Consider the following 20,531-nt stretch of genomic DNA (forward strand, 5'->3'; position numbering starts at 1 on the left):
GTATCCGGCGCCCGGCCGGGGTCCCTCGTCCGGACCGGGCCGGGTCGGACCGGGTCGGTGACAGCGGCTCCGGGGGACGCGGGCCCGACAAGATCCGGACGGGGGACTCCGCGCCCGGTCCGGTGGTTAGAGTGGGTCGGTCGGTGGCGTCGCGGCGTCGGGGGGATTCGACCGACGAGACCGCGTCGTCGCCGTCATGGACGTCTTCGACGGAACACCGACCGGACGGGGCTGAGCGGCCACATGACTCCCGCGCCTTCGCGGCGACAGACCCCACTGGAGCGGCTGTCCCTGCTCACCCGTGAGATCGCCAAGTTCGGCGCGGTCGGCGGGGTGGGCCTGCTGGTCAATCTGGCGGTCTTCAACCTCGTACGGCACACGACCGAGCTCCAGGTGGTCCGGGCCAGCATCCTGGCGACCGTCGTCGCGATCGCCTGCAACTACGTGGGCTTCCGCCACTTCGCCTACCGGGACCGCGACAAGAGCCGCCGTACGAAGGAGCTGACGCTCTTCCTGCTGTTCAGCGCGGTCGGGCTGGTCATCGAGAACGGGGTGCTCTACACGGCGACCTACGGGTTCGGCTGGGACGGGCCGTTGCAGAGCAACGTGTTCAAGTTCCTCGGCATCGGCGTGGCGACGCTGTTCCGCTTCTGGTCGTACCGCACCTGGGTGTTCCGCAGGCTCCAGCCGGAGCCCGAGCCGGCCCCGGTGGCGGACGGACGGCGCGAGCCGGAGCCCGGCCGGGTCAACGGACGGCGCGAGCCGGAGCCCGGCCGGGTCATCTGACGGTCTTCTTCGGCTCCTTGCGCTCCCGTACCTCACGGCTCAGGAACAGCGCGAAGACCGGCGGCTGCTGCTGGAGCAGTTCGAGCCGCCCGCCGTCCGCCTCCGCCAGGTCGCGGGCGACCGCGAGCCCGATGCCCGTCGAGTTGTGCCCGCTGATCGCGCGCTCGAAGATCCGCGACCCGAGGTCGGCCGGTACGCCGGGGCCCTCGTCCGTCACCTCGATCACGGCCTGGTTGCCGGTGATCCGGCTGCGCAGGGCGACGGTGCCGCCGCCGTGCATCAGGGAGTTCTCGATCAGCGCGGCGAGGACCTGGGCGACGGCGCCGGGGGTGCCGACGGCCCGCATGTGCTGGGTGCCGGAGCAGACGATCGCGCGGCCGGCGCTGCGGTAGGCCGGGCGCCACTCCTCGATCTGCTGCTGCACGACGTCGTCGAGATCGAAGACGATCGCCGAACCGGTCCGGACGTCGCGCGAGTTGGTGAGCAGCCGCTCCACCACGTCGGTCAGCCGCTCGACCTGTGTGAGCGCGATCGTCGCCTCCTCCTTGACGATGTCCGGGTCGTCGGTGGTGGAGATCTCCTCCAGGCGCATGGAGAGCGCGGTCAGCGGAGTACGGAGCTGGTGGGAGGCGTCGGCGGCGAGCCGGCGCTCGGCGGTGAGCATCCGCGCGATCCGTTCCGCGCTGGCGTCGAGCACGTCGGCGACCCGGTCCAGCTCGGGCACGGCGTACCGCTTGTGACGGGGGCGCGGGTCCCCGGAGCCGAGGCGTTCGGCGGTCTCGGCGAGGTCGGTGAGCGGTGACGCGAGCTTGTTGGCCTGGCGTACGGCGAGCAGGACGGCGGCGACGACGGCGAGCAGCGCCACCGCGCCGATGATCAGCAGAGTGCGGCCGAGTTCGCGGGTGACGGACGCGCGGGACTCCTCGACCGTGACGGTCTCGCCCTGCTCGCCCTCGGCGCTGCCCCGGATGACACCGCCCTCGGGGGGCGCGCCGATCTCGACGGTCGGGCGGCCCGGGATCTCGACCTTGGCGTACCGCTCGCCGTTGATCTGCTCCCGCAGGATCGCCTCGGTGACGCGCTCGCCGCCGAGCAGCCGGCTGTCGACGATGCTGACCAGCCGTACCGCCTCCAGGTCGACGCTCTCCTGGGCGCTGCTGCTGATGGTGCGGGTCTCGACGATGACGAGCGAGACCCCGAAGACGGCGATGACGACGAGCACCACGGCGAGCGTGGAGTTGATCAGACGACGGCGCACTGTGCCCTACTCTGCTCGGCCGGTCCTGCGCGGTGCCCGGTCCTGCCGGATCACCGGGCTCGGACCGGACCGGACCTGCCCGGCCCGGCTCAGCTCTTCTCGAAGCGGAATCCGACGCCCCGGACCGTCGCGATGTACCGCGGGTTCGCCGCGTCGTCGCCCAGCTTCTTGCGGAGCCACGAGATGTGCATGTCGAGGGTCTTCGTGGACGACCACCAGGTGGTGTCCCAGACCTCGCGCATCAGCTGGTCGCGGGTGACGACCCGGCCCGCGTCCCTGACCAGGACCCGCAGCAGGTCGAACTCCTTCGCGGTGAGCTGGAGCTCCTCCTCGCCCATCCAGGCCCGGTGCGACTCGACGTCGATGCGGACGCCGTGCGTGGCGGGCGACGCGGCCGGTTCGCTCGCGCCGCGCCGGAGCAGGGCCCGTACCCGGGCGAGCAGCTCGGCCAGCCGGAACGGCTTGGTCACGTAGTCGTCGGCGCCGGCGTCGAGGCCGACGACGGTGTCTACCTCGTCGGCGCGGGCGGTCAGCACCAGCAGAGGTACGGAGTGGCCCTCGGAGCGCAGTCTGCGGGCCACTTCGAGGCCGTCCATGCCGGGCAGCCCGAGGTCGAGTACGACCAGGTCCACGCCGCCCTGGAGGCCGGCTTCGAGCGCGGTGGGACCGTCTTCGCGTACCTCCACCTCGTAGCCCTCCCTGCGCAGGGCGCGGGCCAGCGGCTCAGAGATGGACGCGTCGTCCTCGGCGAGCAGTACACGGGTCATGAGGTGATGGTAGTCCGCGCGGCGGAGCGGCCGGGCGGTGATCGCCGATGCCTGTGGCTCCGGCAGGTGATTGGGCCGGCTGCCTTCGAAAGTGGTTCGTGGTTCCTGAGGGCACCTGTGATCCATCACTCAAGTCCTTCCATATACCCCTCTGTCGTCCCGAATACCGCACTGTCATGCCGTATGGTGGCCTGGCTCTTCGTACGACCGGTTGGGGACCTTTGGCGGCTTGAGAGCCGAAGGTCCCCTTTTCATGAACCCGAGCAAGCAAGGATCCCCCCATGGCGTCCAGCCTCACCGAGGACTCCCCCGAACCACCCGGCGGTCCCCACGCCCCCGGCCCCCGCACCAGCCCCGAGAAGACGTTCTTCGGCCACCCGCGCGGTCTGGCCACGCTCTTCATGACGGAGATGTGGGAACGCTTCAGCTTCTACGGCATGAGGGCTCTGCTCACGATCTATCTGCTCTCCGGCGGCCCCGACGCCTCGAAGGGGCTCCAGGAGGGCGGTCTGGGGCTGACCCTGGCCACCACGACCGCGATCTACTCGATCTATCTGTCGATGGTCTATCTGCTGGCCATGCCCGGCGGCTGGCTCGGCGACCGGGTCTGGGGCCCGCGCAAGACCGTGACGATCGCGGCCTGCACCATCATGGTGGGCCATCTGACGCTCGCACTGCCGGGCTCGGGCACCTTCTTCGCCGGTCTGGCGCTGGTGGCGCTCGGCTCGGGGCTGCTGAAGTCCAACATCTCCACGATGGTCGGCCATCTCTACGACGGGCCGAACGACCCGCGCCGCGACGGCGGGTTCACCATCTTCTACATGGGCATCAACATCGGTGCCTTCTTCGCGCCGCTGATCATCGGCACGGTCGGTGAGAAGTACAGCTGGCACCTCGGCTTCGCGCTCGCGGCCCTCGGCATGGGAATCGGTCTGATCCAGTTCCTGGCCGGTACGAAGCACCTGGCGCCGCGCAGCAGTGTCGTCCCGATGCCGCTATCGCGCGAGGAGCGCGCGAGCTGGCTGACCAAGGGTCTGACATGGCTGCTGATCGGCTCGGTCTTCTACGGAGGCGTCGTCTTCACCGGCAACTTCACCCTGAACTGGGCGATGGTGCCGCTGACGCTCGCGGGCATCGTCATCCCGGCCGGGGTGCTGATCCGGATAAGGCGCGACAAGGATCTGACGCCGGTCGAGCAGACCAGGATGTCCGGGTACATCTGGTTCTTCGTCGCGGCCGCGGTCTTCTGGATGATCTACGACCAGGGCGGGTCGACGATCCAGGCGTTCGGTACGACGAAGGCCGCCGACCACGTCTTCGGTATCGGTTTCCCGACGTCCTGGTACCAGTCGCTGAACCCCGTGTTCATCATGGCGCTGGCCCCGGTGGTCGCCTGGTTCTGGCTCTGGCTGAACCGGCAGGGCAAGGAGCCGAGCACGGTCGTGAAGTTCGCCGCGGGGCTGCTCTTCGTCGGCGTCTCGTTCTTCTTCTTCCTGATCCCGCTGGTCCTGGCCGCCGACGGCACCCTGGTCAGTCCGGTGTGGCTGGTGGGGATCTATCTGATCCAGACCGTCGGGGAGCTGTGCGTCTCGCCGGTGGGCCTGTCGGTGACGACGAAGATGGCTCCGGCCAAGTACGCCAGTCAGATGATGGGCGTCTGGTTCCTGGCGGTGACGGCCGGCGACTCGGTGACGGGGATGCTCTCCATCGCCGGTGTCGATCTGAGCCGTACGGGGGTGGTCGCCGTGGAGGCGCTGCTGGCGTCGCTGGCGGGCTTCGCGATCTTCATGTACCGCAGGAAGGTGCGGGCACTGATGGGCGACGTGCGGTGACACACCGCCGAGCCGGGCGGGCCGCACGGAGTCGGGCGGGCTCCGAGGGAGCCCGCCCGGCGGTCGAGGGCGCGCGCGGCGCCCGGAGAGAAGGGTCGTGCGTTACGCCGGGGCCGCCAGGACCGCCCAGACCGTCTTGCCGGGGGCTCCCGGCGTACGGGCCACTCCCCAGTCCAGACAGAGCCGCTGCACGATGAACATCCCGTGCCCGCCCGGCCGCCCGGCGCGGTGCGGGGTGCGGGGCGCGGGCTGGCCCGTACCCCGGTCGGTGACTTCGAGGCGCAGGACCTTGGTGTCGGAGGAGACCCGCAGCTCCTCGGGGCCCTCGGCGTGCAGGCACGCGTTGGTGACCAGCTCGGAGACGACGAGCAGCACGTCTTCGGCGGCGGCGCGGCGGTCCGCGGTCGCGGCCGGCAGCCAGCCCCAGTCGTAGAGCGCCTGGCGGGTGAAGTCGCGGGCCATCGGAACGATACCGCTGGCGCTGCCCAACGCCAGGGTGCGTACCCGGCTTTCGGACCCGGCGGAGGTGGTACCCGCGCCGTCCGGCTCGGAGCCGAAATCGCCCGGCGGAAACTGCCGGGTGGTGCTCATCAGCGCTTCACCTCACCGATTCACCGGTTCGCCAATAGGTCGTTACGTCGTTACGTCGCCGCGGTGTGACAGAGAGTGCCTTGTCTGTCCCGACCGGCCGCCCGGGACTCTTCTGCCCGGCGTAATCGTGACAACACCCACAAGACCTACGCGGGTGACGTGACACTTGCAACATCTGGTTCGCGCGGAGCCTTCGTACCGGCTCCGGGATCAGTCGGCAAGAGCCGCTTCCAGCGACTCGTGCACGGTGAAGACCGCGTCGGCGCCCGTGATCTCGAAGACCCTGGCGACCACCGGCAGCATCGCGGCCAGATGGACGGCGCCGCCGGCCGCTTCGGCCTTGAGACGGGCCCCGAGCAGCACGTTCAGCCCGGTCGAGTCGCAGAACTCAAGCTGCGAGCAGTCGACCACCAGGCGCACCCGCCCCTCGTCGATCGCTTCTTCCAGAGGTACGCGCAACAGTTCGGCGGTGTGGTGGTCCAACTCACCCGCCGCTGTCACGACCTCGCTTCGGCCCTCGGTCCGAACTTCGACCCGAAGCCGGCCCCGGTTCGTGCTGCCGACCGTCTGCCGGTCCATGCCCGTCCGTCCCTCTTCCGCAGTGTCGTGCGCCGTCGTCAGATGTCTCGATGCTTTGAAAGGTGTCGCCGGAAGTGCCGTGATCGCACCCCCGTTCACGCCCGACGCTGTGCCACGCGCCGTTGGCGTTCGCCGAAACATTACGCCTTTCACGCGTTCTCCGGTAGCCAATCTCCCACGCAATGCGGACATATGTGCGATATGACACTTGCACGTGTCCGCTCCGAACCGATAGGGCTAGTAAAGACACAACCGACCTGACCGACGCGACCGGCTATGGAGGCGCCGCAAACCGCAGCAGCGCGTATTGGCATCGGCAGCCATATGCCGAGAACGTATGGAGGAGACCCATGTCACCCCGGCTCGACGAACCGCGTACCCACGACGCGCCGTCGACAATCCCGTCCGACCCTGACGAGACCGGCGCCACACTCGCGTCCGGTTTCCCGGGCCTCGATGACATGCCAGAGATCCCGCCCTTCGACGAAGTGGGCGCGCTGGATGCCCGGTCCCTGTCGAAGACCCTCTTCGGCCGCCTCGAAGGTCTGGAAGAGGGCACCCATGAGCACGCTTATGTACGCAACACCCTGGTCGAGCTGAACCTCGCCCTCGTCAAGTTCGCCGCCTCCCGGTTCCGCTCCCGCAGCGAGCCCATGGAGGACATCATCCAGGTCGGCACGATCGGCCTGATCAAGGCGATCGACCGCTTCGAGCTGAGCCGGGGCGTCGAGTTCCCCACCTTCGCGATGCCGACGATCGTCGGCGAGATCAAGCGCTTCTTCCGCGACACGTCGTGGTCGGTGCGGGTGCCGCGTAGGCTCCAGGAGCTCCGCCTCGAACTGGCCAAGGCGGGCGACGAGTTGTCCCAGCTGCTGGACCGCGCACCGACGGTTGCCGAACTCGCGGAGCGGCTCGGCCTCACCAACGACGAGGTCGTCGAGGGGATGGCGGCGAGCAACGCGTACACGGCGAGTTCGCTGGACGCCCAGCCCGAGGAGGACGACACCGAGGGCGCGCTGGCCGACCGCATCGGCTACGAGGACCACGGGCTCGAAGGCATCGAGTACGTCGAGTCGCTGAAGCCCCTGATCGCGGGCCTGCCGGCGCGCGACCGGACGATCCTGTCCCTGCGCTTCGTCGCCAACATGACCCAGTCGGAGATCGGCGAGGAGCTCGGCATCTCACAGATGCATGTCTCGCGGCTGCTGTCGCGCACGCTCGTCAAGCTGCGGAAGGGCCTGACGATCGAGGAGTGACAGGCCCGCCTTCGGCGGGAAATCCTCCACGTGGCCCGGCGGTCGTCTTCGGACGACCACCGGGCCACACGCGTTGTACGCACCTGGCGTCGGGTGGCGCGGGCCGGCGCCACCCGGTGCCATTCGACGTCACCGCGGCACCATCTGGCGCCATCCGGTGCCATCCGGTGCCACTTCACGCCCCCAGGAGCACGTTGGCGCACATGGTGCCACAGTGAAACAGAGAGATGCCAGTACGTTTCCCCAGGTCAGAGCCGCCTCACGGACTGACGCTCCAGTGACGCCAACGTGGCGCTTGCAGATGGGGCCATAGTGGTGCCATGATGGCGTCATGGACCTCACCCCGTACGTCGACAACCTCCGCCGTGAACTCGCGGTGGCCGCCGAGGCCGCCAGTGACGAAGCCCGCGAGCTGGCCGAGAGGCTCACCGCTCCACTGGAGTCGGCGACCCGGCTGACCATGCTCAGCGTGCTCTCCGCCGCGATGGACGAGATCACCCGCGAACTCGCCCCCGGCTCGGTCGACGTACGGCTGCGCGGACTCGACCCCGACTTCGTGGTGACCCTGCCGCCCGCGGACACCGGCGCCCACGCGGAGCCGGCCGCGCCCGTCGAACCGCTCAGGACCCCGGCCCCGGCCGAGGGCGACGAGGGCGGCACCGCCCGCGTCAACCTGCGCCTGCCGGCCCACCTCAAGTCCCGCGCCGAGGAGGCCGCGGCCCGCGAGGGGTTGTCGGTCAACGCCTGGCTGGTGCGCGCCGTGTCGGCCGCGGTCGACGGCGGCACCCGGCCGCGTACGACGGAGAAGACCCAGACCGTCGGACAGAGCTTCACCGGCTGGGTGCGCTAGCCGCGCGTCCGCCCCATCACGTCACCCACACCACGTCACCCACACCACGTCCCTCACCTGCGGGGACGATCCGAAGACCCAAGAGGACGGGACAGCCATGCCTTCTTACGACACTCCCGAACCGATCTCGGTTACCGCCTACGTCTACTCCGGTTCCATCTGGTTCACCACGGGCGACCGCCCCGACACCGTGGTCGAGGTGCGGCCCCGCGACCCGAAGAAGGACCAGGACGTACGGACGGCCGACCAGACCGAGGTCACCTGCTCGGGCGGCTCACTGACCGTCAGGACGCCGAAGGCCAATCTGCTGGGGCGCGGCGGCACCGTCGACGTGACGGTCGAACTGCCCACCGGCTCAAGCATCGACATGACCGGCGCCGGGGCCAACGTGTTCGGTGAGGGCCGGCTCGGCGAGGTCCGCGTGAAGACCTCGGCCGGCGACGTACGCCTCGACACCACCGGCCCGCTCCAGCTCAAGGCGTCCCACGGCTCGATCACCGTGGACCGGGTCGAGGGCATGGCCGAGATCACCAGCAGCACCGGCAATGTGCGCGTCGGCCTCGTCGACGGCCCCGCCGTCCTGAAGAACTCGCACGGCGCCACGACCGTCGGCGCCGTGACCGGCGAGCTGCGGATGAGCGGCGCCAACGGTGCCATCGACATCGAGCGCGCCGAGGGTTCGGTCACCGGCACCACCACCAACGGCGGCCTTCGCGTCGCCGAGGTCGCCTCCGGCACCGTCCAGTTGGAGACCGCCAACGGCTCCATCGAGGTCGGCGTCCGCGAGGGCACCGCCGCCTGGCTCGACGTCAGCTCCAACCGCGGGCAGGTGCGCAACACGCTCGCCGCCTCCCAGGCCCCGGAGCAGAGCGAGGACACCGTCAAGGTCCGCGCCCGGACCAACTGGGGCAACATCGACATCCGCCGCGCCCGCGCCCGCGCCTGAGGGTCCCTCGCGCCCGAGAGCCCGCGTCTCCTCTCACTCCATTCCCGTCACTTCATTCCAGCCTTCGAACGGGAGGGCCCATGCCTTCATCTGTCATGCCCACATCCAGTCGCAGCAACGGTCAGGAGTCGCCCCCCGCCGTCTCCGCCATCGGGCTGCGCAAGTCCTACGGGGACAAGCTCGTCCTCGACGGCATCGACCTGCGCATCCCGGCGGGCTCGGTGTTCGCGTTGCTGGGACCGAACGGTGCCGGGAAGACCACCGCCGTGAAGATCCTGTCGACGCTGATCATTGCCGACGGCGGACAGGCGCGGGTCGGCGGTCACGACCTCGCCGCCGATCCGCAGTCGGTGCGCGCCGCGATCGGTGTCACCGGGCAGTTCTCCGCGGTCGACGGTCTGATCACCGGCGAGGAGAACATGCTGCTGATGGCGGACCTGCACCACCTCTCCCGCGTGGAGGGGCGGCGGGTGACCGCCGGGCTCCTGGAGCGGTTCGACCTGGTCGAGGCCGCGAAGAAGCCCGCGTCGGCCTACTCCGGCGGTATGAAGCGGCGCCTGGACATCGCGATGACGCTGGTCGGCAGCCCGCGGATCATCTTCCTCGACGAGCCGACCACCGGCCTCGATCCCCGCAGCCGCCACAACATGTGGGGCATCATCCGCGGCCTCGTCGCCGGCGGGGTCACCGTCCTCCTCACCACCCAGTACCTGGAGGAGGCCGACGAACTCGCCGACCGCATCGCGGTGCTGAACGACGGGAAGATCGCCGCCGAAGGCACCGCCGACGAGCTGAAGCGCCTCGTCCCGGGCGGCCACGTACGCCTGCGCTTCACCGACCCGTCCGCGTATCGGACCGCCGCCTCCGCTCTGACCGAGGTCACGAGGGACGACGAGGCGCTGGCGCTCCAGATCCCCAGCGACGGCAGTCAGCGCGAACTGCGCTCCATCCTCGACTGGCTCGACTCGGCAGGCATCGAGGCCGACGAACTCACCGTCCACACCCCCGACCTCGACGACGTGTTCTTCGCCCTGACCAGCACCACCGGCCCCACCACCGCCACCAACTCCACCGCCACCAACTCCGGCGCCGTCCCCGGCCAGTCCAAGGAGAACGCCCGATGAGCACCTTCGCCCTCGCCGTACGCGACTCCCGCACGATGCTGCGCCGCAACCTCCTGCACGCGCGCCGCTACCCGTCCATGACGCTGAACCTGCTGCTCACGCCGATCATGATGCTGCTGCTCTTCGTCTACATCTTCGGCGACGTGATGAGCGCGGGCATCGGCGGCGGCGGCGCGAACCGCGCCGACTACATCGCCTACCTCGTCCCGGGCATCATGATGATGACCATCGGCGGGACCACGATCGGCACCGCGGTCTCCGTCTCGATGGACATGACCGAGGGCATCATCGCCCGTTTCCGCACGATGGCCATCCACCGCGGCTCGGTGCTCGTCGGGCACGTCGTCGGCAGCGTCCTCCAGTGTGTGATGAGCGTGGTCCTCGTCGGCGCCGTCGCCGTGGCGATCGGCTTCCGCTCCGCGGATGCCACGGTCCTGGAGTGGCTCGCGGCCTTCGGCCTGCTCGCGCTCTTCGCCATGGCACTCACCTGGATCGCCGTCGGCATGGGCCTGGCCAGCCCGAACGCCGAGGCCGCCGGCAACAACGCGACTCCGCTGATCCTGCTGCCGTTCCTCTCCAGCGCCTTCATCCCGGTCGGGACCATGCCGGGCTGGTTCCAGCCCGTCGCCGAGTACCAGCCCTTCACACCCGCCATCGAGACCCTGCGCGGACTGCTCCTCGGCACCGAGATCGGCAACAGCGGCTGGCTCGCCCTCGCCTGGTGCCTGGGCCTCGCGGTGCTCGGATACTTCTGGTCGACCTCGAAGTTCAACAGCGACCCGAAGTAACGGACATGACGGCACCGGCCGCCTCCCGCGACCCGTCCGCCCCGGGGCGACCGCCGCCTGGGCGGGCGGGCCTTCCACCGTGGACGACGCGGCGACCGTATTGACGGGAGCATCCCCAAAGGCCACATTGATCCGGGGGCAGGGGGAAACGGTATGGCTCTTGGGGAGGGCTGCCCGACGCCGTACGCCGCGCTGGAATCGCTCATGCGGCGCCGTCTTGGCAGAGAGTGTCTGTACGTGCCGTCGTGCCGGCTGGGGCTCTACGTGGCGCTGCGCCACTGGTGCCCGCCCGGCGGCCGGGTGCTGATGTCGCCGGTCAACGACGACGTGATCATGTTCGTGGTGCTCGCCGCCGGACTGCGCCCCGCCCAGGCGCCGTTGAACGCACGGGACGGTTCGATCGACCCGGCTGCCGTCCCGGAGTCCGACTGGCGTGGGCTCTGCGCCGTACTGACCACGAATCTGTACGGGAACCCCGACCCCTCGCCCGAACTGCGTTCCCGCTGCGACGCGTTGGGGATCCCGTTGATCGAGGACGCGGCCCACGCCATCGGCTCCGAGGTGGCGGGCCGCGCCGTCGGGACCTTCGGGGACGCGGCCGTGTTCAGCCTCTCCAAGCATGTCGGCGCCAAGACCGGCGGCTTCCTCGCCATGGCCGATCCCGCGCTCCGTACGGAGCTGGCGGCGGCCCGCGACGCGCTCCTCGAACCGGCCGCGCTCACCGCCGAACTCGCCTACGCCCTGCGGCCGTACGCCGAGGCGGGGGTGCGCGGGCTGCGGCTGGTCCGGGCCGCGCGCGGGCTGCTGCGGGCGGTCGGCGCCGAGGAGCGCCGTGGCATCCGCATGGAGCTGCGCCCCGGTGAGCTGAAGGAGGCGCTGGCCGAAGGGCCGGGGCTCGGCGGCTTCGAGTCGTGGGTACGGGTGGACATGCGCCGGTACCGCATCACGCCGGGCCGGCTGCGCCTCGCCCGCACCGAACGGCTGCTGTCCGGGCTCGATCCGCTGCTCGCCGCCCACCGGGCGGGCACGGAGCGGCTGTTGGCGACCCGGTGGGCGACGCCCGCGCCGCCGGGGCCCGTCCGGCCGCTGTTCCGGGTGCCGTTGCTGGTCGCCGACCGGGACGCGGCGGTCGCCGCCCTCGCCCGGCGCCGGATCACCACCGGCTATCTCTACGACCCGCCGCTCGACGTGTACGCGGGTGACGTCTTCACCGACACGTCACCGCGTCCCGCTCCCGCCGCCTGGTTCGCCCGCCACGCGCTGCCCGCCGACCCGTTACGGGCCCGCCAAGTCATCTCGGCGCTCACCGAGTTGGGGGCCGAGCCCGCGCTACCCCCCGAGCACGACGGTGGCTGACACGGTGCGCACGGACTCGGCGACGAAGGACGCGGCCACCGGCCACGGCGGCGCCGACAGCGGCGGCGACTCGATGTTCCGCAACGCGTACGCGCTGATGCTCTCCACCGGCGTCTCCGCCGCCCTCGGTCTCGGCTTCTGGCTGGTCGCCGCCCGCCACTACACCGAGGAGGCCGTCGGCCAGGGCTCCGCCGCCATCGCCGCCATGCGGCTGCTCGCGTCCCTCACCGCGACCACCATGATCGGCGCGGTGGTGCGTTACGTGCCACGGGCGGGGCGGGCGACCGGCGCGCTCGTGTGGCGGGCGTACGCGCTCAGTTCGGCCGTCGTCTGCGTCGCCTGCGTGGTCTTCCTGCTGACGCTCGACCTGTGGGGCCCCTCGTACGCGCCGCTCGGCGGCGTCAGTGCCGGGCTCCTCTTCACCGGCGCGTGCGTCGCCTGGGCGCTGCTCACCCTCCAGGACGGGGTGCTGACCGGGCTGCGCGAGGCGATCTGGGTGCCCGTCGGCAACGCCGTCTTCTCGCTCGGCAAGCTGCTGCTGCTCGTCGCGTTCGCCACCGCGCTGCCGGTCCTCGGCGTCTTCGTGTCCTGGGCGGCGGCCATCGCGCTGTCCGTACTGCCGCTCGGCTGGCTGGTGTTCCGCCGTCTCATCCCCCGGCAGGCCGCCGCCGACCGGGACCGCGAGCCACCGCGTCCGGCGGACATCGGGCGGTTCCTGGCCGGTGACTCGGTCGGCGCCCTGTTCAGCCTGGCGATGATCAATCTGCTGCCGGTGATGGTCGCCGTCCGCTTCGACGCGGCGCACAACGCGTTCTTCTACACCGCCTACACCGTCGGCGGGACGATGGAGTTCATGGCCATCAACATGGCCTCGTCCCTGACCGCGCACGCCTCGCACTCCCCCGAGCGGCTGGCCGACGGCGTACGGGGCGCGCTGCGCCGGATGACGGTGCTGCTGGTGCCCGTGGTGCTGGTGCTGGTGGTCTTCGCGCCCCAGGTCCTCGCGCCCTTCGGCGCCGACTACGCCGAGCACGGCTCGACGGTCCTGCGCCTGCTGGCCGCCGCCGCCCTGCCGCGTGTCGTCGTGGAGCTGTACATCGGCGTGCTGCGCGTCCAGGGCCGTACGGGCATGCTCGCCGCCCTTCAGGGCGCCATGTGCGTGTCCGTCCTCGGCAGCGCGGTGCTGCTGCTCGGGCCGGCCGGGATCTCGGGTGCCGGGCTGGCGATGCTGCTGTCCATGACGCTCATCGCGCTGGTGGCGGCGCCGGGGCTGCGGTCGGCGCTGAGCGGTCGCGGTCGTCGGCACGGACACGGGGAGCGGGACACCGCGTACGGGACGACCTGGGCGCGCGAGACGGCGGAGCGGCGGCGGCGTACGGGAGGGGCCCCCGCCGACGCGGTGGAGGAGGCCGAGTACCGGACGGCCTGGGCGCGGCAGACGTCGTATCTGCACGGGGTCCACGACACGGCGACTCCGGCGTTCGGGATCCCGGTCCGGGAACCGAGGTCCAGGGCCCGTCCACAGCAGGCGGAGCCCGTCGCACCGTCCGCGGCGGTCTCGCGCCCACGCGGGAACGGTCACGCGTCCGCCGTGGTCCTGTGGCTGCTCCTCGCGCTGGCCGCCGGGCTCCTCCCGATCCCGGCGCGGGATGCCGCCGGTCTCGGCGGCGACCGGCTGTCGGGCGCCCAACTCCTCGCCGTCCTGCCGCCGTTGACCGTGGGTGCCGGTGTCGTGCTGATCGTCGTCCAGTGCGCGTCCCTGGCGCTCGTACGGTCGCGGCCCCTCCTCCTGACGGCCGCGCCGCTGGCCCTGTTCGGCGCGCTGCACGGAGTGCCGCCGCTTCTCGGCGTACAGCCCGAGGCCGCGTCCGGTCCCTGGCACCGGCCGGTCGCGGACGCTCTCGCGCAGCTGACCGGTCCGGCACTGGCGCCGGAGCTGCTGCCCGTCGTCCTGCAACTGCTCTGTCTGGGGATGGCCGCCGTCGTGCTGCGGGTGTCGCATGCGAAGGGGCCGCTGGACGGGCGGGTCGTCTCGGCGGCCGTCTGGGTGCTCGTGGTGTGCGGCTGGGCTGCGCAGCGCGCCTTCGCGGCGGTCGCCGTCCCGGTGACCACGGGGCTTCTGGCGCTGGCGCTCACCGCCCTGCTGGCGCGGATCGCCCGAGCGGCCCACGCCCGTAACTGAGCGTTTGCACGCGTCCGATATGCGAGTTGAACTCATTTATGTCCAAAAAATCAGCTTCCTTCTGAGGGGATGATGGCATGTCCACCGAGACCAACGCCCGTGTCGTTACGAAGGGCTTGGACGTCGACATCGACGCGGTCCTGAGCCCGAGCGAGGCCGAAGGCACCTACCGCGACAGCCGGGAGTGCGCCGCGCTGGCGCTGGCCGCCGGTGCAGGCGCGGTCCTGCTCTCGCCGCCGACCCCCCGCCCAAGAAGGGCTGACGGGAGACGTCGAATGGAGCAGTCAGGTACCTCTCCCCGCCTGGCGGGTGTGGTGCATGACCTGGCTTCAGAGGTGGTCTCCGTCCTCCGGGACGGGGGCCACTCCTCTGTGGTGGGCGGCACCGTCGGCACCCTCGCGGACGACCGGCTGAGTCTGGCGGCGGTGCGCGTACTGGGCGCCGACGTCCTGCTGCCGAGCGTCCTGACCTGATGGCCGCGTTCGCCGCCACGCTGGCCGACGCCCGCCTGGCACCCGTACAGGAAGGCGTCGCATGACGACGGACAGCACCGACGACACCGCCGGCACCGGCGCCGGTCACACGAAACTCATCCACGGTGTCGGCGCGCGGGCGATGGAGTGGCTGTACATCAACCGCGCCGGTTTCCGGCTCGAACCCGACGCCGACCCCGAAGTGGGCTTCCTGGAGCGCTTCAAGCCGATCGGCGAAGCCGCCATGATCTGCAAGATCCTCTTCCGGGAGGGCGTGGCGGGCTCCCGGCAGGCGTCCCTCGCCCGCGGGCTGATGGACCATCTGTGGCGCGAAGCCCTCGACGGCGGGCGGATGCTGGCGCGCGGCCAGCGGCAGGAGCCGATCTCGCCCATTCCCTTCGAGGTCTATCTGCCGTTCAAGGAGATGGGCTACGAGGAACCGGAGACCGAGCGCGCCGTACGCCTGAACCACCGGCTCGGCAGCTGGGCCGCCCTGGAGGTGCTGCCCGTCCGGCGCCTGGGCATCTCCACGTACGAGCGGCGCTTCGGGCTGGCGCCGGGCACACCGGTGGAGGACGCCGCCCGGCACACCTGGCTGGCCCGTACGCCCGAGCCGTGGACCGTGGAGGGCCACATCGGGTACGACATCACCCACACGGTCTTCCACCTCACCGACTGGGGCCGGAGACCGGCCGGGCTGCCCGCCGACATCGCCGACTATCTCGCGCTCTGGCTGCCGGTCTGGCTGGACGACTGGCTCGACCTGAAGCGCTGGGACCTGCTGGGCGAACTGCTCGTCGTGGACGCCTGCCTGCCCGAACCCACCCTCGACGAGCGGGTGTGGCGCGGCTTCGCCGCCGCGCAGCAGCCCGACGGGGCGATGCCCGTGACGGACGAGATGCCGGAGGGGAGCGCGGACGACGTCTTCGACATCGTCTACCACCCGACCCTGGTCGCCGCGCTCGCCTCCGTACTGGCCACCTCGCGCGCCATGGCGCGCCTGACGGCCCCCGTCGCGTCATGAGCGGGAGCGAACTCACCGGCGACGTCACCCGGGTCGCCCGCGCCGCGCTCGCCGGTACGCCGCACGACCGGCTCGACGCGGCGGTGCGCGCGGTCGACGCCCCGGACGTCGTCTTCGCCGTCTCCGTGCACGGGCACCGCACCGTCCGCGCCTCGCCGGGCGCGGAGGGGCTGCGGTACGAGATCGGGTCGGCGTCCAAACCGTTCGCGGGGCTGCTGCTGGCCCGGCTCGCGACGGCCGGCCGGGTGGCGTACGACGACTCGGCGGCGTCCTGCTTCGGGACCCGGCCGCCGCGCCTCGTCGCGCCGATCACCCTGCGGCATCTGGTCACCCACACGTCCGGACTGCCCGCGCTGCCGCGCGACTTCTACCGGCAGGCGCTGCCGCACTGGACGACCAACCCGTTCGCCGGCTATCCCGCGCACCGCCTCGTGGACGCCTTCCTGGGCGCGCGCCCCCGCCACCGGCCCGGCACTCGCTGGCACTACTCCAACTTCGCCGTCTCCGTGCTCGGTCACGCGCTCGGCGCGGCGACCCGGACGGGCTGGGACGCGCTGATGGAGGAGCAGGTGCTCGCGCCGCTGGGGCTGAAGGGCACGACGACGCGCGGGGCCGGGGCCGTGGCCGGGGCCGGTTTCGACACGACCGACGCCGTCGGGCACGCCAGGGACGGGGTGAACCAGGTGCCCCCGCTGCGCATCGGCGGCTTCGCGGCGGCGGGGGCGGTGCGGGCCACGCCGCACGACCTGCTCACCTTCCTGGAGGCGCATCTGCGGCCGGAGCGCACGCCGTCACTGGCGGACGCGCTGCACGCGGTCCGCCGCCCCGTGCTGCGGCGCGGCCTCGGCAAGGCGCACACGCACACCCTGACGTGGTTCCAGCACCCGACGGAGGACGGCCCGGCGTACTTCCACTGCGGGGCGACGAGCGGGCAGCAGGCGTTCCTGGGGTTCTGCCCGGGGACGGGCACCGCGGTGGCGGCGGTCGCCTCGCGGCGGTTCCGGCGTTCCGACGCGTTCGTCCCGACGGCGTACGGGGTGCTGTTCGGCGACTGAGGACACCAGGGCGTGTCCGCAAAGCAGCGCCGTCCGCCCGCGGGGCGGGGCCCGCGGCGGTCGGCGCGGTGCATCGCAAGGCGGAGGATCGGTGTGGTGGATGAATCGGCCGAACTCGGTCGGCTCCGACAACGCGGGGGCACTTCCCGTGCCCCCTCGGGGGCTACGGGGGAGAGGCACCGCGCCGGGCGTCGCGGGCCGGGCGGGACTTTTCGGACACGACCTAGGGCAGCGGCTGGTCGAAGTACGGGGCCCCGCCCGCTTCGCGGTAGCCGTCGAGGGGCGGGCCCTCGTTGACCGTCAGGTCGCAGTCGTCGCCCGGGATCGGCCTGTTCCAGTGGACCAGCGCCTTCACCGCCGGCATCGTCCGCACCGACTCCGGGATCCGCGTGTACCAGTCGCGCTGCCGGTCGCGGTCCGCCGGATCCGGCACCGTGCCGAACTCCGCGAGCATCAGCGGTTTCGCGGCGGAGATGTTCTCCCGCAGCCAGTCGTACGTGGGGCGCTGACTGCGGTCGAAGTCCTTCCAGTCGGTGGTGTCGTGGCAGAGGTAGTAGTTGTACTGGTCCATGCCGATCCAGTCGACGTAACTGTCCCCCGGATACAGCGCCTTCATCTCGTCCGCGCTGCCCAGATAGCCGGAGACCGTCCACACCCACACCACGTTCTCCACCCCCAACTCCTCGAAGCGGTCACGCAGATGGCGGTACGCGGCGACGTACTCCCCCGGCGTGCCCGCGCCCTCCTTGATCCGGGCGTCGACCTCCTGGTCGAAGGAGAGGAAGATCCGCTTGCCGTGCTCCTCGCCGTACTCCTTGATGCGCCGCGCCTGGGGATCGATGATCTCCTCGTCGTACTTCCCGGCGGCGACGTTCGCCCAGCCCAGTTGGTCCTCGGTCCAGTTCTCGTGGTGCGGTTCGCGCCAGACGGTGGACTCCCAGGCCAGCATCAGCATCCGGTCCTCGCCCAGCTCCCGCTCGTCGGGGGTGAGGAGCTGCCCGTCGAGTTCGCTGTTCGACATGTCGTGGTAGTTGTGGACGAGGTCGAGCCTGCGGCCGATCTTCTTCTCGAAGGCGTACACCGCCCGGGTGAGCGAGCCGTCCGCCGGGCCGTCCTCGGCGTACGGGACATACGCTCCCCACCAGGCGCCGCACGGCGGCTCCAGCAGCTCCGTCGCCGCGCAGCCGTCGTCCGCGTGCCCGTCCGACTCGGTGGCCCAGATGCCGATCCCGGCGATGAGCAGCCCGACGGCGACCAGGACGATCACGGTGTACGCCTGCTTCTCGACGTCGCTGAGCCGGGCCGCCATCAGCGTCCCCGCCTCCCGTCGCCGCCGACCGCGCCCCGCGTCGCGGCGGGCAGCGGCAGTCCCGGCAGGGCGGCGGCGACGGTCGTGACGGCCGCGAGCGTCACCAGCAGGGCCGTCGCCGAGAAACCGCGCACCAGAAAGAGCGTCGTGGCGACGGTGACCGCGAGGGAGAGGCTGAGCGGCGCGGCGAGCGCGACGGCCTCGATCCTCGCGGCCGGGCGCAGCGTGCCGCGCTGCGGGTGGAGGAGCGCGAGGCCGGGTCCGAAGCAGACGAACAGCAGGACCGGGATCCAGCGCAGTGGTGAACCGCCGGGCAGCTCGGTCGCCGCCACCGCGCCCCAGCCGGCGAGGGCCAGCGGTACTCGGAGCCGTAAATGATCCAAGGTCATGGGCGTTCGCTCCCCGGGGCGGTGGTGCCCGTGCGCGGCCGGTACTCCAGGACGATTCCGTACGGATGCTCCTCCACGACCCGGAACAGCGGTGAGGCCGTCAGCCGCGACCGCAGTGCGTCGAAGCCGCCCGGCGGCAGCAGTCCTTCGCCCGCCGCGTAGATGTCCTGCGTACGTGTGAGGATCACGTAGGCGTCGGTGCCGGGCGGGATGCCGTCCGCCAGATAGCGCGCGGGGTCCGCCAGCATCCGCTCGTTCTCGGGGAGTTCCTGCTCGGCGAAGAACCAGTGGCCGACGTGGTCGTAGCGGTGCAGCGCCTGCGGGAAGGAGCCGGTGGTGGCGAGGATCAGGGCGTCCTCGGGCGCCCGGTCGATGGCGCGGGTGACGAGCGCGGTCTCCGCGGGCGGGGTGTAGTACATCTTCTCCTTGCCGTAGTACGAGGGCAGAAAACCTGCGAGCAGTACGAGAAGGGCGACGGGCAGCGCGCCGTGGAGGGTGAGCGCCCCGGCCCGTCTTCGGAGCGGTCCTCGCGCACCCCCGGCGGCGGGCACGAGCGTCGCCGCCGCGAAGAACGCGGCGCCGGGCAGCCCGAACAGATAGACGCGGAAGAGCATTTCGCCGCCGTAGTCGTTCACGACGAACAGCGGGACCGGCGCCAGCGACACGAGCAGCAGGGGCAGCGCGGCGCGGACCAGCCGACGGCGCAGGAGCAGCGCCGCGCCCGCCAGCGCGGCGACGACGAGAACCATCAGCACATTGGCGAGGCCGGCCAGTTCGGGTCCGGGACCGGTGAGTTCACCGGCGTATCCGGCGCGGGAGTTCTCGGTGAGCCGGCCGAGCGAGTCGCGCAGGGTGCCCAGCGTCTCGACGAACAGCGGCCGTCCCATCGTCAGGTCCCAGGCCAGCATGATGAGCGCGGCGACGGCCAGCAGACCGTAGTTGCGGTAGCGGCGGGTGAGCGTGAGGGCGAACAGCGAGACGCAGAGCATCACCGGTGTGAGCTGGTGCGAGGCGTTGACGGCGAGGATCAGCGGCGCGAGGACGGCCACGCCCACGGCGCGCTGCCCGGTGCCGGTGGGGGGTGGCACGGCGGCGGACGCCGGGTCCAGGAACGACCGGTCGCGCAGCCTGCCCGCCGATCCCGGCAGCACGAAGTGCCGGAGGACGACGGCGATCACGGACAGATGCAGCAGATACGCGAAACCCTGCGGCGCCAGATAGTCCTGACCGACCCAGTTGGCGAGCTGGAAGATCCAGACGGCCGTCCACACCAGCCGCCAGTCCTCGGTGAAGGTGCGGTAGAGCAGCACGAGCACCGGCATCATCAGCGCACCGAGCGCGATCGGCGCCCAGTTGAGGAACACGGCGGCGCTTTCCACACCGAAGGCGCGCACCAGCCCGCCGGTGAGCGTGAAGAAGCCGGGCCACTGGTCGTAGGCGGACATGTTGCCCGACAGGGCGGCGTTCGGGCGCAGTTCACCATTGAGCAGGAGCTGGTTGACGACGGCGTCGTGCTTGGACGCCCAGGGGTAGCGCACGGAGTCGTACAGCACGGCCGGTGGTGCCTTGATGGCCACGAGAAGGGCGGCGCAGTAGCCGGCGGGCCACCACGGCGCGGTCCCGGCGCGGCGCAGCGCGACCAGGAATCCGCAGGTGAGAAGGAGGAGCGCGGCGTAGAACGCGGCGGGGAAGCGGTCGAGGAGCCCGTAGTCGCCCATGGACCGGAACCCGACGCGCGGCAGCGAGTGCGTCCAGAGTGCGGCCGCCGCGAGCAACGGGAGCCAGGTGAGCAGCAGTTGGGGGCGTAAGAGCCGCCGGGGCCCTGGCGGCGCGCGGCGGGGCAGAGGGGACGGCGGCGGGTGTGTCGGCGCCGGGGACTCGCTGCGATTCGGAGCCCCGGCCGGACGGGTCCCGAAGTCCTGTGCGGGCACGCGTGGTTGCACGGTGCGACTCCCCCCACCCCTGT

General features: G+C 71.3%; 18 protein-coding genes and 1 pseudogene. 12 read left to right on the forward strand and 7 right to left on the reverse strand.

From position 1 onward, the window contains the following. Positions 1 to 243: 243 nt before the first annotated feature. Entirely contained in the window at positions 244 to 786 is a 543-nt protein-coding gene (locus tag SSPS47_RS12065; RefSeq protein WP_239064863.1) for a GtrA family protein, read from the forward strand. On the opposite strand, the gene SSPS47_RS12070 is transcribed toward SSPS47_RS12065, so the two are convergent. Then, on the reverse strand, positions 779 to 2,044 hold the full coding sequence (locus tag SSPS47_RS12070; RefSeq protein ID WP_147878878.1) for an ATP-binding protein: 1,266 nt from the start codon (positions 2,042 to 2,044) through the stop codon (positions 779 to 781). The two genes, SSPS47_RS12065 and SSPS47_RS12070, sit on opposite strands and share 8 nt — an antisense overlap. Positions 2,045 to 2,133: 89 nt before the next feature. Continuing rightward, on the reverse strand, positions 2,134 to 2,811 hold the full coding sequence (locus tag SSPS47_RS12075; RefSeq protein WP_078077002.1) for a response regulator transcription factor: 678 nt from the start codon (positions 2,809 to 2,811) through the stop codon (positions 2,134 to 2,136). 281 nt (positions 2,812 to 3,092) lie between these two features. Here SSPS47_RS12075 and SSPS47_RS12080 point away from each other — a divergent pair, with 281 nt between their 5' ends. Continuing rightward, positions 3,093 to 4,643: an oligopeptide:H+ symporter gene (locus SSPS47_RS12080; RefSeq protein ID WP_164250908.1), complete on the forward strand. Its 1,551-nt coding sequence runs from the start codon at positions 3,093 to 3,095 to the stop codon at positions 4,641 to 4,643. A gap of 102 nt (positions 4,644 to 4,745) precedes the next feature. On the opposite strand, the gene SSPS47_RS12085 is transcribed toward SSPS47_RS12080, so the two are convergent. Further along, positions 4,746 to 5,234 carry an ATP-binding protein gene (locus SSPS47_RS12085; RefSeq protein WP_078077000.1) on the reverse strand — a complete coding sequence of 163 codons (489 nt, stop codon included), beginning with the start codon at positions 5,232 to 5,234 and terminating at the stop codon, positions 4,746 to 4,748. Positions 5,235 to 5,444: 210 nt separating this feature from the next. Next, positions 5,445 to 5,813: an STAS domain-containing protein gene (locus tag SSPS47_RS12090; RefSeq protein ID WP_164250909.1), complete on the reverse strand. Its 369-nt coding sequence runs from the start codon at positions 5,811 to 5,813 to the stop codon at positions 5,445 to 5,447. Positions 5,814 to 6,163: 350 nt separating this feature from the next. Between SSPS47_RS12090 and SSPS47_RS12095 the strand changes: the two genes are divergently transcribed. From SSPS47_RS12095 to SSPS47_RS12140, 10 genes and pseudogenes are all read left to right on the forward strand, one after another. After that, positions 6,164 to 7,069 carry an RNA polymerase sigma factor SigF gene (locus SSPS47_RS12095; protein ID WP_147878882.1) on the forward strand — a complete coding sequence of 302 codons (906 nt, stop codon included), beginning with the start codon at positions 6,164 to 6,166 and terminating at the stop codon, positions 7,067 to 7,069. Between the two features lie 331 nt (positions 7,070 to 7,400). Next, a complete protein-coding gene (locus tag SSPS47_RS12100) occupies positions 7,401 to 7,919 on the forward strand; it encodes a toxin-antitoxin system HicB family antitoxin (protein ID WP_164250911.1) in 519 nt (172 codons plus the stop codon). 97 nt (positions 7,920 to 8,016) lie between these two features. Beyond that, on the forward strand, positions 8,017 to 8,865 hold the full coding sequence (locus SSPS47_RS12105) for a DUF4097 family beta strand repeat-containing protein (RefSeq protein WP_147878884.1): 849 nt from the start codon (positions 8,017 to 8,019) through the stop codon (positions 8,863 to 8,865). Positions 8,866 to 8,945: 80 nt separating this feature from the next. Continuing rightward, positions 8,946 to 9,989 carry an ATP-binding cassette domain-containing protein gene (locus tag SSPS47_RS12110; protein WP_203557824.1) on the forward strand — a complete coding sequence of 348 codons (1,044 nt, stop codon included), beginning with the start codon at positions 8,946 to 8,948 and terminating at the stop codon, positions 9,987 to 9,989. Beyond that, positions 9,986 to 10,777, forward strand: a complete 792-nt coding sequence (locus SSPS47_RS12115; RefSeq protein ID WP_164250914.1) for an ABC transporter permease — start codon at positions 9,986 to 9,988, stop codon at positions 10,775 to 10,777. The genes SSPS47_RS12110 and SSPS47_RS12115 overlap by 4 nt, the downstream gene beginning before the upstream one ends. A 204-nt stretch (positions 10,778 to 10,981) precedes the next feature. Continuing rightward, a complete protein-coding gene (locus SSPS47_RS12120; protein WP_164254528.1) occupies positions 10,982 to 12,133 on the forward strand; it encodes a DegT/DnrJ/EryC1/StrS family aminotransferase in 1,152 nt (383 codons plus the stop codon). Between the two features lie 4 nt (positions 12,134 to 12,137). After that, positions 12,138 to 14,315: a lipopolysaccharide biosynthesis protein gene (locus tag SSPS47_RS12125; protein WP_164250915.1), complete on the forward strand. Its 2,178-nt coding sequence runs from the start codon at positions 12,138 to 12,140 to the stop codon at positions 14,313 to 14,315. Between the two features lie 77 nt (positions 14,316 to 14,392). Then, a pseudogene (locus tag SSPS47_RS12130) lies at positions 14,393 to 14,572 on the forward strand (hypothetical protein); the annotation flags it as partial. Between the two features lie 277 nt (positions 14,573 to 14,849). Next, positions 14,850 to 15,812 (forward strand): hypothetical protein, encoded by a 963-nt coding sequence (locus SSPS47_RS12135; RefSeq protein ID WP_164250917.1) that lies wholly within the window; start codon positions 14,850 to 14,852, stop codon positions 15,810 to 15,812. Beyond that, the gene (locus SSPS47_RS12140; RefSeq protein ID WP_164250918.1) at positions 15,809 to 16,867 is read left to right on the forward strand and encodes a serine hydrolase domain-containing protein; all 1,059 of its coding nucleotides are present in this window, start codon (positions 15,809 to 15,811) and stop codon (positions 16,865 to 16,867) included. Before SSPS47_RS12135 ends, SSPS47_RS12140 begins: the two co-directional genes overlap by 4 nt. Positions 16,868 to 17,090: 223 nt before the next feature. On the opposite strand, the gene SSPS47_RS12145 is transcribed toward SSPS47_RS12140, so the two are convergent. Genes SSPS47_RS12145 through SSPS47_RS12155 form a run of 3 tightly spaced genes read right to left on the reverse strand, consistent with a single transcriptional unit; the run spans position 17,091 to position 20,508 of the window. Beyond that, positions 17,091 to 18,176 carry a glycosyl hydrolase gene (locus SSPS47_RS12145; RefSeq protein ID WP_203557825.1) on the reverse strand — a complete coding sequence of 362 codons (1,086 nt, stop codon included), beginning with the start codon at positions 18,174 to 18,176 and terminating at the stop codon, positions 17,091 to 17,093. Then, positions 18,176 to 18,565 carry a hypothetical protein gene (locus SSPS47_RS12150; RefSeq protein ID WP_164250920.1) on the reverse strand — a complete coding sequence of 130 codons (390 nt, stop codon included), beginning with the start codon at positions 18,563 to 18,565 and terminating at the stop codon, positions 18,176 to 18,178. Before SSPS47_RS12150 ends, SSPS47_RS12145 begins: the two co-directional genes overlap by 1 nt. Next, on the reverse strand, positions 18,562 to 20,508 hold the full coding sequence (locus tag SSPS47_RS12155; RefSeq protein WP_239064864.1) for a hypothetical protein: 1,947 nt from the start codon (positions 20,506 to 20,508) through the stop codon (positions 18,562 to 18,564). Before SSPS47_RS12155 ends, SSPS47_RS12150 begins: the two co-directional genes overlap by 4 nt. Between the last annotated feature and the right edge of the window lie 23 nt (positions 20,509 to 20,531).

Source organism: Streptomyces sp. S4.7, from assembly GCF_010384365.1.
Classification (GTDB): Bacteria; Actinomycetota; Actinomycetes; order Streptomycetales; family Streptomycetaceae; genus Streptomyces.

Bases quoted from the DNA above. Each gene is read 5' to 3' on its own strand.
- SSPS47_RS12065 (WP_239064863.1), top strand. From the start codon at position 244: ATGACTCCCGCGCCTTCGCGGCGACAGACCCCACTGGAGCGGCTGTCC.
- SSPS47_RS12075 (WP_078077002.1), bottom strand. From the start codon at position 2,811: ATGACCCGTGTACTGCTCGCCGAGGACGACGCGTCCATCTCTGAGCCG.
- SSPS47_RS12080 (WP_164250908.1), top strand. From the start codon at position 3,093: ATGGCGTCCAGCCTCACCGAGGACTCCCCCGAACCACCCGGCGGTCCC.
- SSPS47_RS12085 (WP_078077000.1), bottom strand. From the start codon at position 5,234: ATGAGCACCACCCGGCAGTTTCCGCCGGGCGATTTCGGCTCCGAGCCG.
- SSPS47_RS12090 (WP_164250909.1), bottom strand. From the start codon at position 5,813: ATGGACCGGCAGACGGTCGGCAGCACGAACCGGGGCCGGCTTCGGGTC.
- SSPS47_RS12095 (WP_147878882.1), top strand. From the start codon at position 6,164: ATGTCACCCCGGCTCGACGAACCGCGTACCCACGACGCGCCGTCGACA.
- SSPS47_RS12100 (WP_164250911.1), top strand. From the start codon at position 7,401: ATGGACCTCACCCCGTACGTCGACAACCTCCGCCGTGAACTCGCGGTG.
- SSPS47_RS12105 (WP_147878884.1), top strand. From the start codon at position 8,017: ATGCCTTCTTACGACACTCCCGAACCGATCTCGGTTACCGCCTACGTC.
- SSPS47_RS12110 (WP_203557824.1), top strand. From the start codon at position 8,946: ATGCCTTCATCTGTCATGCCCACATCCAGTCGCAGCAACGGTCAGGAG.
- SSPS47_RS12115 (WP_164250914.1), top strand. From the start codon at position 9,986: ATGAGCACCTTCGCCCTCGCCGTACGCGACTCCCGCACGATGCTGCGC.
- SSPS47_RS12120 (WP_164254528.1), top strand. From the start codon at position 10,982: ATGCGGCGCCGTCTTGGCAGAGAGTGTCTGTACGTGCCGTCGTGCCGG.
- SSPS47_RS12135 (WP_164250917.1), top strand. From the start codon at position 14,850: ATGACGACGGACAGCACCGACGACACCGCCGGCACCGGCGCCGGTCAC.
- SSPS47_RS12140 (WP_164250918.1), top strand. From the start codon at position 15,809: ATGAGCGGGAGCGAACTCACCGGCGACGTCACCCGGGTCGCCCGCGCC.
- SSPS47_RS12145 (WP_203557825.1), bottom strand. From the start codon at position 18,176: ATGGCGGCCCGGCTCAGCGACGTCGAGAAGCAGGCGTACACCGTGATC.
- SSPS47_RS12150 (WP_164250920.1), bottom strand. From the start codon at position 18,565: ATGACCTTGGATCATTTACGGCTCCGAGTACCGCTGGCCCTCGCCGGC.